The organism is Massilia sp. Mn16-1_5, assembly GCF_004798585.1.
Taxonomy (GTDB): Bacteria; Pseudomonadota; Gammaproteobacteria; order Burkholderiales; family Burkholderiaceae_D; genus Telluria.
Genome location: NZ_PPXQ01000001.1, coordinates 65078 through 77119, shown reverse-complemented (window position 1 = coordinate 77119; position 12042 = coordinate 65078). Strand labels below are relative to the sequence as shown.

10 protein-coding genes are annotated in these 12042 nt (G+C 67.3%); 7 read left to right on the top strand and 3 right to left on the bottom strand.

The genetic code is table 11. The annotated features are described in order from the left end of the window. Positions 1-49 precede the first annotated feature (49 nt). Positions 50-2434, top strand: a complete 2385-nt coding sequence (locus tag C2862_RS00345; protein WP_229467225.1) for a penicillin-binding protein 1A — start codon at positions 50-52, stop codon at positions 2432-2434. Between the two features lie 154 nt (positions 2435-2588). Here the strand turns inward: C2862_RS00345 and C2862_RS00340 are convergent, their stop codons facing one another. Then, positions 2589-4430, bottom strand: coding sequence for an ABC transporter ATP-binding protein/permease (locus tag C2862_RS00340; protein ID WP_229467224.1), 1842 nt, complete (start codon positions 4428-4430; stop codon positions 2589-2591). Positions 4431-4551: 121 nt separating this feature from the next. Next, the gene (locus tag C2862_RS00335; protein ID WP_136218130.1) at positions 4552-5763 is read right to left on the bottom strand and encodes an AMP-binding protein; all 1212 of its coding nucleotides are present in this window, start codon (positions 5761-5763) and stop codon (positions 4552-4554) included. Between the two features lie 163 nt (positions 5764-5926). Here C2862_RS00335 and C2862_RS00330 point away from each other — a divergent pair, with 163 nt between their 5' ends. The 5 genes from C2862_RS00330 (at position 5927) to C2862_RS00310 (ending at position 10255) form a co-directional block, all read left to right on the top strand. Further along, entirely contained in the window at positions 5927-6313 is a 387-nt protein-coding gene (locus C2862_RS00330) for a phosphonate transporter (protein WP_136218129.1), read from the top strand. A gap of 17 nt (positions 6314-6330) precedes the next feature. Continuing rightward, positions 6331-7665, top strand: a complete 1335-nt coding sequence (locus C2862_RS00325; RefSeq protein WP_229467223.1) for a sensor domain-containing diguanylate cyclase — start codon at positions 6331-6333, stop codon at positions 7663-7665. Beyond that, a complete protein-coding gene (locus tag C2862_RS00320) occupies positions 7628-9424 on the top strand; it encodes a bifunctional diguanylate cyclase/phosphodiesterase (protein WP_229467222.1) in 1797 nt (598 codons plus the stop codon). The genes C2862_RS00325 and C2862_RS00320 overlap by 38 nt, the downstream gene beginning before the upstream one ends. A gap of 100 nt (positions 9425-9524) precedes the next feature. Next, entirely contained in the window at positions 9525-9779 is a 255-nt protein-coding gene (locus C2862_RS25465) for a hypothetical protein (RefSeq protein ID WP_210735821.1), read from the top strand. Positions 9780-9904: 125 nt separating this feature from the next. Then, entirely contained in the window at positions 9905-10255 is a 351-nt protein-coding gene (locus C2862_RS00310; protein ID WP_136218127.1) for a hypothetical protein, read from the top strand. A gap of 101 nt (positions 10256-10356) precedes the next feature. Here C2862_RS00310 and C2862_RS00305 read toward each other — a convergent pair whose 3' ends face one another. Beyond that, positions 10357-10947: a PEP-CTERM sorting domain-containing protein gene (locus tag C2862_RS00305; RefSeq protein ID WP_136218126.1), complete on the bottom strand. Its 591-nt coding sequence runs from the start codon at positions 10945-10947 to the stop codon at positions 10357-10359. A gap of 300 nt (positions 10948-11247) precedes the next feature. Here C2862_RS00305 and C2862_RS00300 point away from each other — a divergent pair, with 300 nt between their 5' ends. Further along, complete coding sequence (locus C2862_RS00300; protein ID WP_136218125.1) at positions 11248-11979, top strand: DNA-binding protein; 732 nt, start codon at positions 11248-11250, stop codon at positions 11977-11979. Positions 11980-12042: the final 63 nt, after the last annotated feature.

Sequence of the window (12042 nt, the reverse complement as noted above, 5' to 3'; positions counted from 1 at the left end):
GCGCCGCCGGGCCTGCCTTTTGCGCGGTCCATAGCAGGAGAACACCGTCTTGACCAAGTCCCTTCGCAGCGTGCCGAACAGGCAACGCGGTTTCATTTTCTTCATCCTCGCCGGCATCGTCCTCGCCATCGCCGGCGTCGCCGTGTGGTTCCTGATGTCGATCGTGCCGAACGTCCCCTCGATCGACGCCGTCACCGACTACAAGCCCAAGATCCCGCTGCGCATCTACACGGCCGACAATCAGCTGATCGGCGAGTTCGGCGAGGAGCACCGCGACTTCGTGCCGATCGCCCAGATTCCGCCGATGATGAAGAAAGCCGTCCTCGCCATCGAGGACGCGCGCTTCTACGAACACAAGGGCATCGACTGGATGGGCGCGGCGCGCGCCGTCAAGAGCAACGTCATGGGCGGCTTCGGCTCGGGCGGCGCCTCGACCATCACGATGCAGGTGGCCCGCAACTTCTTCCTGTCCAAGGAAAAGGTCCTGTCGAGGAAACTGAACGAGATCGTGCTGGCTTACAAGATCGAGGACGCCCTGACCAAGGACCAGATCCTCGAGCTGTACATGAACCAGATCTACCTGGGCCAGCGTTCCTACGGCTTTGCCAGCGCCGCGCGCAGCTACTTCGGCAAGCGGCTCGACCAGCTGACGGTCGCCGAGGTGGCGATGCTGGCCGGCCTGCCGCAGAACCCCTCGCGCCACAACCCGGCCGTGAATCCGAAGCGCGCCAAGGTGCGCCAGGAGCAGGTGCTGCGGCGCCTGCGCGACCTGGGCGACATCGACGAGGCGCAGTATGCGCAGGCCGTGGCCGAACCGCTGCGCGTGCACTCCAAGCCGCAGGAATTCGGCACCCACGCCCAGTACGTGGCCGAGCTGGCGCGCCAGGCCGTGTTCGCCCAGTACGCCGAAGAGAGCTACACGCGCGGCATCAAGGTGATCACCACCATCGACTCCAAGGCCCAGGAAGCGGCCTACGATTCGGTGCGGCGCAATGTATTGGCGTATGACAGCCGCCACGGCTACCGCGGCCCGGAAGCACGCATCGAGCTCCCCGAGGACAAGGAAGAGCGCGAGGAAGCCATCGTCGAAGCGCTGCAGAAGCGTCCGTCGAGCGACGGCCTCGAGCCGGCGGTGGTGGTCGCGGCCTCGCCGAAGTTGGTCAAGGTCGAGAACATCGACGGCGACGTGATCACGATCACGGGCGCCGGCCTGAAGTTCGCGGCCGCCGGCCTGTCGGAGAAGGCAAAGGAAGCCCAGCGCATCGCGCCTGGCGCCGTGGTCCGCATCAGTAAGATCAAGGATAGCTGGGGCATCACCCAGGTGCCGCTGGTGGCAGCCGCTTTTGTAGCGCTGGACGCCGATACCGGTGCCTACCAGGCCCTGGTCGGTGGCTTCGACTACAACCTGCAGAAGTTCAACCACGTGACGCAAGCCTGGCGCCAGCCGGGTTCCGCGATCAAGCCCTTCGTGTATTCCGCGGCGGTGGAAAAAGGCTATAACCCCGGCACCCTGATCCTCGACCAGGAACTCGTCATGCCGGGCGAGAACGCGGGCGCCGACTGGTCGCCGCAGAACGACGACGGCGTCTTCGACGGCCCAATCACGATGCGCTATTCGCTGGCGCATTCGAAGAACGTGCCGACCGTGCGCCTGCTGCGCGCGCTCGAGGTGCCCTACACCCACGACTTCCTCGGCAAGTTCGGCTTCGATCTGGCGCGCCATCCGAAGAACCTGACCCTGGCCCTCGGCACCGGCGCCGTGACGCCGCTGCAGATGGCGGGCGCGTATGCCGTCTTCGCCAACGGCGGCTACAGCGTCAAGCCCTACCTGATCGCGCGCATCGAGGACGGCGACGGCACCGTGCTGGTCGAGAACAAGCCGCCGCAGGCGCGCCAGGACAGCGCGCGCGTACTGGACGCCCGCAACGCCTTCGTCACCGACTCGATGCTGCGCGACGTGACCCGCTACGGCACCGGCGCGGCCGCTACCAAGCGCCTGGGCCGAACCGACATCGCCGGCAAGACCGGCACCACCAGCGACGCCATCGACGGCTGGTTCGCCGGCTACGGCGCCAACGTGGTGGCGGTGGCCTGGATGGGCTACGACGAGCCGCGTTCGCTGGGCGGGCGCGAGTTCGGCGCCACCCTGGCGCTGCCGATCTGGATGGACTACATGCAGGTGGCGCTGGCGAAGAAGCCGCAGGTCGAGCGCGAACAGCCGGAAGGCGTGGTGCGCGAGAACGACGACTGGGTCTACACCGAGTTTGCCGAGTCGCCGCAGTACCGGGGGATCGATGTCGAGCTGGCGCCGCCGGCGGCGCCGGAGCAGCCTTATCTCACCGACGACGTGGAAGGCGAGGAACACCCGCGTGCGGATGGCGCACCGACCGCCACGCAGCCCCCGCCGGCACCCGTGTTCGTGCCGGCGCAATAGGCTTGTTTCAACGCCGCGTCAATTCACCCGTTCCCGCGCGGGCATGCCCGCCCTACGTTACACGACCGCCAACATTGTTCACGTTGTCGACCGGTGCGTACCGTAGGGCGGGCATGCCCGCGTCAACGGCGAGCACTACGCGGCGCATGTGTTTTCACGACACCATCGCCGCAACAGGAGCACGTGCTGGCGCCGTCGCATCCGCCGCCGCCACGTCGAAGCGGTAATCCTTCGCCTCCAGCACCTCCCACTCCCCCTCGCCCTTCAGGTGCAGCACGTGCGTGTGGTGCCGCAGCACAGCGGCGCGGTGCGCGATGCTGATCAGCGTCGCGCCGCTGGCGCGCAGGCGCGCATACAGCGAGGCTTCGTTGCCGGCGTCGAGGGCGCTGGTCGCTTCGTCCAGGATCACGATGCGCGGCTCGTGCACCAGCACCCGGGCAAAGGCCAGGCGCTGCTGCTCGCCCACCGACAGCAGCTTTTCCCAGTCCTGCATCGCGTCCAGCCCGCCGACGCGCTCGACCAGGTGCGGCAAATGCACCTCGTCGAGTATCTCGAGCAAGCGCGTATCGTCCAGATCCGAGTCCGCGCTCGGGTAAATCAGCTGGCTGCGCAGCGTGCCGGTTTGCAGGTAGGGCTGCTGCGGCAGGAAGAAGAAATCCTCGGCCGGCGGATGCTGGATGGTGCCGCTGCCGCGGCTCCACAGGCCGGCAATCGCGCGCAGCAGAGAGCTCTTGCCGCAGCCGCTGTCGCCGGTGATGAAGAGCGCGTCGCCTGGCTTCAGGACCAGGTCCAGCTCCCTGATCAGCACCCGCTCGGATTGCGGCGGATGCAGGGTCAGCGCTTCGAGTGCCAGGTGTGCGCCCGGACGGCGTGCGATGCGCGGCTCCTGTGCGCCCGCGCCGGCATGCGTTGCCTCCGGCAGCAACAGGCGCGACAAGGCCTGCAGGCGGTCGATGCCGGCCACGAAGCGGCTCAGGCTCTCGAAGTTGTCGACGATGACGCCCACCGCACCGAGCACCGCCGTGAAGGCGCCGGCCGCCTGGATGGCGCGCCCCACTTCGAGCTCGCCCGTCAGTACGGCGTCGGCCAGGATCACGGCGGGCAGCACCAGGGTCAGCTGGCTGAAGGTGCGCTGGAACAGGTTCAGCGAGCGCTGCTTCCTGATCAGGCGCGCGTAGTTCTGGATCACCTTCTCGAACTTGCTGTTGATGTGGGCGCGCTCCTGCCCCTCGCCGCGGTAGAAGGCGATCGATTCGGCGTTTTCGCGGACCCGCATCAGGCTGAAACGGAAATCGGCCTCGCAGCGCAGCTGCCAGAAGTTCATCCGGATCAGCGGATTGCCGAAGACCCAGAGCGCGATCACGGTGCCGGCCAGCGCATACACCGCGAGAACGGCAACCAGGATGTGCGAGATCGACCACAGCACGGCGCTGAAGGCGACCAGCTGCATGATCGATCCGAGGAAAATCAGCAGGAAGTGGATCGAGCGCCCGGTGAAGGTATTCACATCCTCGCTGATGCGCTGGTCGGGGTTGTCGATCTCGCTGTCGCCGCCGAGCGCGTAGTACTTGCGGCCTTTCAGGTAGCCGTCGAGGAAGCGGCCGGTCAGCCAGCGCCGCCACTGGTTCGCGAACACGTCGCGCATGTAGTAATAGAAGGCGTAGGCCGGAACGGCGAAGGCCAGCACGAGCAGGCAGGCCCGTACCGAGGCCCAGAAGCGTCCGCCGTCCTTTGCGGCCAGTGCCGACGTCATCTCGCCGGCCTGGTCGTTGAGCATGACGGCCGCCTTGGTCTCGACCAGCATCAGCACGATCAGGACCAGCAGCAGGCACCAGGCGCGGGTCCTTTCTTCTTCCAGCCAGTAGGGTTTGGCTACATGGACAAATTGTTTCCAGGCGGCCAGCGAGAGGGGCGGCCTGCGGCGTCGTTCGCGGGAGCGCGCCGGCTCCCCTTGCATTGCGGTTTCGGTATCGGCGGGGCTGGGCGTGGTCTTCATATCGTACATTCCGGAAAGCGGCCAGGCGTCTTTACCCGAGCCGCAGCACCAGAATACGGCCGCGTACAACTTCGTTCAGTGCGGAAACAGACATAGCGCGGCCGCCGTGTCCGGAAGCCCCCTAGGCCCAGGCGTCGATGACCCAGTCGGCCGGCTTGCCGCCCGGCTGGCGCGGCAGCGCGGGACCGAAGGAGTACGCGGCGGGCCGTTCGGGCGGCGTCAGGCGCTCGGCGATCCAGGCATCCAGTTCTGCGCGCAAATCCGCCGCGGCATGGCCGTCTGCCGCTACCACGAAGGCTTTCAGGCGCGCGCCTTCGTCGGGCCGCATCGCGCGCACCACGCATTCGCGCACTGCCGGATGCAGCGCCAGCACCTCGGCCACGTAAGCCGGATACACGTTCGTGCCGCCCACCTGCACCGCCTGGTCGATACGGCCGCGCGGCAGGAAGTGCTGCGCATCGAGCCACTCGAGCCGGTCCTGCAGGCTAAAGCGTTCGTCCCCACGTTCGATCGTGTTCTCGGCTGCCCCGCGCCGCCAGTACGGCAGCAGGCGATACGGCGCCCCGGCCGCCTCGCGCGTGCCGACGCCGGCCGTCTCGGAGCTGCCGTAGACCTGCAGCAGGCGCAGTCCGGCGCCCGCCAGGGCATCGGCCGTGGCGTCGGGACAAGGCGCGCCCGAGCTGACGCCGGCCACGTCTGCGGGCAAGCGCGGGGACAGTGCGGCTACCGCGTTCCAGAAATCCGGATGGGCCACCACCAGGTCGCCCGGCGCCAGCTGCGCCGCCAGCGTTGCCGGCGAGGCGCCGCGCAGGTCGAGCACCGGCAGCGCACACTGCCCTGCCTGCGGCAGCAGCACCGTGAACAGGAAGCCGTAGATATGGTGGGCCGGCACGCCCGTGAGGACGCGGCGCCGGCCTGGGAGCAGGCGCGCCAGTTCGTCGACCTCGCGCCAGAGGTGCGCCAGCGAATGCGCGCAACGCTTGGGGCTGCCGGCGCTCCCCGATGTGCGGAAGGTCAGCAGCGTGTCGTCGCGCGCGAGGCTGGCGCGGGCCGTGGCGACCCAGTCAGTGAGCCGCGTTTGCGCCAGCAGGGCATCCTCCATCCCGGCGCGGGCAAAACCGAGCAGGTCGGCCAGGCTGGTGGCTGCGCCCATCAGGTCGAGCGAATCGGCGCCGAGGTCGGCGGCGAGGTCGATGTCCCGCGCCCAGGACGCGGCGGCGGGCAGGCTGCGCCCGGGCCGCGCGGCCGCAAGCTCGGCTGCGACGAGGTCGCGCACCAGGCGCGCCAGGATTTCGTCAATACGCCACCAGGCGGGATGCCACAGCTCTGCCATTGTCACTTTCGCACGAATCAGGGCTGGCGATGGTGCAGCGGCCGGGCTATTCTGTCAACCGCAGCCAATTTGTGACACAAAGTGGCGCGTTCGATTGACACTCGGACGTTCACGTGCCAACATTTGTTTCCTCAAATCAATCAATTCATAAGGCGGAGAAACCATGACGAGTGCTACCCCTACTTTCGACGCGCGCGGCCTGGCCGACATCCTCGACGCCAGCAGCCCCGAACAGCTCGACGCGCTCGACTTCGGCGTGATCGGCTTCGATGCCGACGCCAAGGTGCAGCGCTACAACGCCTTCGAGTCGCAGGCCGCCGGCCTGTCGCCGCAGCGCGTCATCGGCGAGCCGCTGTTCACCAACGTCGCCCCCTGCCTGAACAACTTCATGGTGGCCCAGCGCTTCGAGGACGCCGCCTTCGACGCGTCCGAACTCGACGACACCATCGACTACGTGCTGACCCTGCGCATGCGCCCGATCAAGGTCAAGCTGCGCCTGCTGGCCAGCGCCGACAGCACCACCCGCTACGTCCTCGTGCAGCGCCGGTGATGCCTTTCGACGATAGCGTGGAAAGTTTACGCGCCGAGCACGAAGCCCTGATGCAGTTCCTGTACCTGGCCCCCGTCGGGCTGGTGCAGGCGGGCATCGACGGCGAGATCGTGATGATCAACCCGATTTCGGCCCAGCTCCTGATGCCGCTGTCGCCCGACGGCTGCCTTACCAACCTGTTCACCGCGCTGGAAGGCGTGGCGCCCGGCCTGCGCCTGCAGTGCGCCCAGTATCCGCAGCCGAACGGCATGGTGTTCGAAGGCCTGCATATCCACCTGCGCGCCGAGGAGCGGCGCGGGGTGCCGCAGATCCTCTCCTTCACCCTGCTCAAGCTCGATGAAGCGCGCATCATGGCCGTGATCCAGGACGTGACGGCCGAGGTGCGGCGCGAACGCCAGCTGCGCCAGAGCGACGCCTGGCTGAACGCGATCCTGACCCGCATCAGCGACTACGCGCTGGCCGCGATCGACCGCGAGGGCCGCCTGTGCGACTGGAACGACAGCATCGCGCGCGTGACCGGCTTCGGCGAGCACATCGTCGGCTCGCCCTATTCCATCTTCTATCCACCCGACGCGATGACGGGCGAGCACCTGCTCGACCGACTGCGCGAGGCCGACGCCAACGGCTGGAGCATGGACGAAGGCCTGCGCCTGCGCGCCGACGGCAGCCAGTTCTGGTGCAGCGCGCTGATCGCGCCGCTGCCGGATCGCGAAGCCTTCGGCGACGATCCGAGCGCCCCGGCCTACTGCCTGATCCTGCGCGACATCAGCGACAAGCGCGCCGCCACCGAGAAGCGGCGCCAAGCGGCCTTCTGCGACCACCTGACCTCGCTGGCCAACCGCCGCGCCTTCTTCGAGGCAGCCGAGCTGGAACTCGAGCGCGCCGCCCATACTCCGCGCTCGCTGGCACTGATCGTGTTCGACGCCGACCATTTCAAGCAGGTCAACGACCGCTACGGCCACCCGGCCGGCGACCGCGTTCTGTGCGACCTGGCCAACGTCCTGCGCGATACCTTCCGCGCCGTCGACACGGTGGCGCGCCTGGGGGGCGAGGAATTCGCCGTGCTGCTGCCCTCGACCGGCATCGACCAGGCGCTCGCCAGCGCGGAACGCCTGCGCCTGGCCGTCTCGACGCGGCTGGTGGCGGCCGACGGCGCGGAGATTGCGTACACTGTCAGCGCCGGGGTCGCCGTGCTCGACGCCACCGCCGAAGGCAACATCGACCTTTTGATCAAGCGCGCCGACGAGGCGCTGTACATCGCCAAGGCGCAGGGCCGCAACCGCGTCGCTTCCTGGACTCCCGAACTGACCCACCATGCAGACACTCCACAGCGAAGCCGCCATGCAGGTTGAACAGATCGACGCCTACGAGGCCCTGGTGCAGTTCCTGTACCGCGCCCCGATTGGCCTCGTTCAAACAAACCTCGACGGCGCGGTCGAGATGCTCAACCCGATGGCCTCGAGCCTCTTGATGCCGCTCGCGCGCGACGGTGGGCTGGACAACCTGTTCGCCACACTGGAGGACGTTGCGCCCCAGCTCAAGCAGATGGCGGACGGCTTCGACCAGCCCTCGGGCGTGGTCTGCGAGGCGCTGCGCGTGCCCCTTGGCTCCGAATACAGCGCGCCGGGCGCGCCCCAGGTGCTGTCGATCAGCCTCCTGAAGCTCGATCCGGAACGCCTGATGGCGGCCATCACCGATGCCACCCTGGAGATCCAGCGCGAACAGGAAAACCTGCGCCGGCGCCTGCGCAGCGCCGCGCGCACCGACGCGCTGACCCGGCTGCCGAACCGCTCCGCCGCGGTCGAGCAATTGCAGACCCTGCTCGGGCGCACCGGCAGCGAAGATCGTTTTGCCCTGCTGTTCATCAATTGCGACCGCTTCCGCCAGATTAACGACACCCTGGGCCAGAGCGCGGGCGACCGCCTGTTGACCGGGGTCGGCGACCGCCTGCTGGCGGCGCTGGCCGACCGCATGCGCGCCGGCGGCCTGCCGGCCAATGGCCGCATCGACCCGGCGGCCGGCGGCGCCGGCCTGGTTGCGCGCCTGGGCGGCGACGAATTCGTCGTGCTGCTCGACGGCCTGCGCCATCCCGACGAAGCCGAGCGCCTGGCCCTGCGCCTGCTCGACGCGCTGGCGCGCCCGCACCAGGTCGACGGGCACGAAGTCGCGTGCCGCGCCAGCATCGGTGTGTTCTGGGACGGCGGCGCCGACGGCCGCGACGCCGACGCCGTGATCGGCGACGCCAGCATCGCGATGGTCGAGGCCAAGCGCGCCGGCGGCGCCCGTCACGTACTGTTCGAAGCGGCGATGCGCGAACGCGCCGCGCGCCGCGCCGACATCGAGGCCCAGCTGCGCACGGCGCTGGCCGAGGAACAGCTGTTCGTGATGTACCAGCCGGTGGTCGGCCTGAATCCGGACGGCTCGACCGACCATTCGGCCGGCGTGGAAGCACTGGTGCGCTGGCAGCATCCCGTGCGCGGCCTGGTGCCGCCCTTCGACTTCATCGGCGTGGCCGAGGAATGCGGGCTGATCGACGCGATCGGCGACTTCGTGCTGGAACGCTCCTGCCGCGACTTCATGCGCTGGCGCGAACAGCTGGGAGACGCCGCGCCGCGCCTGATGGCCGTCAACCTGTCGCGCGCCCAGCTGGCCCAGCCCGCCTGGACGGCCAAGGTGGCCGCCATCCTGGCGCGCACCGGCATGCCCGCCGCCAGCCTGCAGCTCGAAGTCACCGAAAGCCTGGCGGCCCAGGACGAACACATCCAGGTGCGCCTGCACGAGCTGAAGGGCCTGGGCATCAAACTGGCGCTGGACGACTTCGGCACCGGCTATTCCTCGCTGTCGAGCCTGCACCTGCTGCCGGTCGACACCGTCAAGATCGACCGCTCCTTCGTGTGCAAGGCCGACACCAGCCACCACCACCGGGTGCTGATCGAAGCGACCGTGAAGGTGGCGCAGAGCCTGGGCATGAACACGGTGGCCGAAGGCATCGAGACCCAAGCCCAGGCCGACGCCGTGCGCGCCCAGGCGTGTGCCAAGGGGCAAGGCTACTTCTACAGCCGCCCGCTGGTATCGAACGCCCTGGTCGAGTGGATCGGCGCGCAGCGCTGACGCTGTCCGGCCCGTCCTACAAGGCCGTCAGTTGATGGCCTATGGCGCCCTTGCGCGCCCGGTCGCATGATGAACCCGTATTCACAACGGGAGAGCGACCATGAAGCACCTGACCACCTGCATGCTGTTCGTTGCCGGGCTTGGCTTGGCGGGCTGCAGCAACATGAACAGCGGCATGAACAGCAGCGGATCGACCGAGGGCGCGGGCGCCATGACCGGCAGCGGCGCGGGCGGGACTGCGCGCACCAGCGGCGGCGCCGAGGCGGCGAATGCCGACGTCAAAGGTTCCACCAGCGCAACTGGAGCAACCCCGGCCAACACCTCCGATAGCACCAGCGGCGGCGAACGGCGCTGACCTGTGGTTACACCGGACATTGACTGTCCGGTAACTCCTACACATATTGTCGCTCCCTTCCTATGGTGGCGGCAAACGTGCGCTCGCATGATGAAAGCCTCAAACCAATATGGAGGGAAAAGAATATGAAACGCACCATCACCACCGTCATCGTCGCCGCTTCGCTGGGCCTGGGCCTGGCCGCCTGCAAATCGACCAACTCGATGGACAGCACCTCGGGCGCAAGCTCCTCGGGCACCACCGGCAGCGGCGCCATGACCGAGCGCGGCAACCCGACCACGGGCGTCACCGGCAGCACCCCGAGCACCACCACTACCGGCCAGCCTTCGGGCACCTCGGGTTCGTGGGGCACCGGCTCCAGCAGCGGCACGGGCACGGGTACGACCGGCACCACCGGCACCTCGGGGTCGACCGGCACCACGGGCACCACCGGCACCTCCTCCGGTACCTCGACCACGACCGGCACCGGCCGCTGATCGAGCGACACGGCACGCGACGGCGCGTGTCTGCGGAATGGGCCTCTCGAGGTGCCGTTCCGCGCATTTCCACGCCAGCGCCTGCCGCTGGCGTCTTCATGTCAGGCTGGCTTCTTTTTTCTCGAGAAAGCCAGGCCGGCGAAGCCAAGACCCAGCAGCGCCAGCGAAGCAGGCTCGGGCACCTCGGCCATCTTCTCGAAATTCATGAATGCCATGTAACTCTGGTTATTACCGTAGTCGAAACCGCCAGTCCAGGCAAAGCTGCCCACATAATCGGGACCGCTTCCATTGACATACCATGCCGAGGTCACATTGCCGTTCGAGATTGCATACGGTATCCACATTTCGCAAAAGCCGGGCCTGTCGCAGCTGTTGACCAGCTCGGGTTTGCTGTCGAAGTTGTAGCGGGTGCCATTGATCAGGACATCATCGACCAGGACCTGGGCATATACCGCGTCCAGCGCACTCAGGGCTCCATGCTGGGTCGTGAAATCGAAGAGCGCGCTCTTGCAGCCATCAAACATCGATGCGCACGAATCGCCAAAGCTGACTTTGTATTTCTGGCCTTCGATCTCGACGCCTTTTGCGCTGAGCAGTTTTCCATTTTCGATGGTGAAGCTCACGCCTGCCTGGGCGCCGGAAGTAAAGAACGCCGCCCCCGCGATGGCCAGGCTGATGATCGTCTGTTTCATGCTGATCCCTTTAGAATTATTGTGCATAAGATATTTCACTGGAGAATAAGCAATTGTCGTGCCATTGGGAAATATTTTATGACAATCAATAAGCTACGGGTTTAGCGGGAAGACGGACACGTGTATTTGTAAAGTTTTTCGACAGGGATTTGAGCTTGCCAAGAATATTACACTGAGGCAATCACGCCACACTGCAGGGGCGCCAAGCGCTCGAATACGCTCTTCCAACCGGTATCGGCTCCCGGTCTTGGCAGGGGCTCGCGTATCATAGCCGACCATTACCCCTCCTCTTTTCATTCAATGAGCACGGATTCAAGCAGCCAGGACATTACCTATGACGAGGTCGCCAACGCGGCCGCCAATCTGCACAAGGCGGGCACGCCCGTGACCCTCGACGCGCTGGTCGAGGAACTCGACGGCGCCTCGCCCAGCGCCATCGGCCGCCACCTGCGCGCCTGGCGCGCCGAACACGAGCAGCCGGCGGAACCGCCGCCGGTCGAACTGCCGGCCGCGCTGGCCGCCGAGCTGGCCAAATGGGCGCGCCAGCATGCCGAGGAAGCCGGCGCCGGTCCGCGCGAAGCGATGGCACGCCTCGAGCGCGACATGGACGAGCTGATCGAGGCCGGCAGCCGCCTGGAAGCCGATCTCGACAGCGCCAACAGCGCGCGCTACGCGGCCCAGGCCGCCGCCGACGAACGCTCCGAGGAAATCGAACGCCTGAACGCCGAACTGCGCAACGCCCGCCAGGTCGCGATGGACGCCCTGGTCAACAAGGCCAAGGACCAGCTGGCGATCGACGGCAAGGATGCCCAGCTGGCCGACCTGCGCACCCAGCTCGAGCGCAGCGTGGCCGCCCAGGCGGCGCAATCGGATGCGCGCCTTGCGGCCGAGATGGAACTGGTCGGCGCCACCACCGCGCGCGACAGCCTGGCCGCCGAGCTCAAGGACGTGCAGGCGCAACTGGCGCAGGCCAAGAGCGACCGCGGCGCGCTGCGCATGGAGCTGGACGCGCTGCGCAAGAAGGCGAAATAACAGCGCCAGCAATGGTGCCGGCGTTGCATCCTGGGCTGGCCTGCGGCCAGCCCAGGCTACGTG

Coding starts and splice junctions, on each gene's coding strand:
- C2862_RS00340 (WP_229467224.1), bottom strand. CDS start 4,430: ATGAAGACCACGCCCAGCCCCGCCGATACCGAAACCGCAATGCAAGGG.
- C2862_RS00335 (WP_136218130.1), bottom strand. CDS start 5,763: ATGGCAGAGCTGTGGCATCCCGCCTGGTGGCGTATTGACGAAATCCTG.
- C2862_RS00330 (WP_136218129.1), top strand. CDS start 5,927: ATGACGAGTGCTACCCCTACTTTCGACGCGCGCGGCCTGGCCGACATC.
- C2862_RS00320 (WP_229467222.1), top strand. CDS start 7,628: ATGCAGACACTCCACAGCGAAGCCGCCATGCAGGTTGAACAGATCGAC.
- C2862_RS25465 (WP_210735821.1), top strand. CDS start 9,525: ATGAAGCACCTGACCACCTGCATGCTGTTCGTTGCCGGGCTTGGCTTG.
- C2862_RS00310 (WP_136218127.1), top strand. CDS start 9,905: ATGAAACGCACCATCACCACCGTCATCGTCGCCGCTTCGCTGGGCCTG.
- C2862_RS00305 (WP_136218126.1), bottom strand. CDS start 10,947: ATGAAACAGACGATCATCAGCCTGGCCATCGCGGGGGCGGCGTTCTTT.
- C2862_RS00300 (WP_136218125.1), top strand. CDS start 11,248: ATGAGCACGGATTCAAGCAGCCAGGACATTACCTATGACGAGGTCGCC.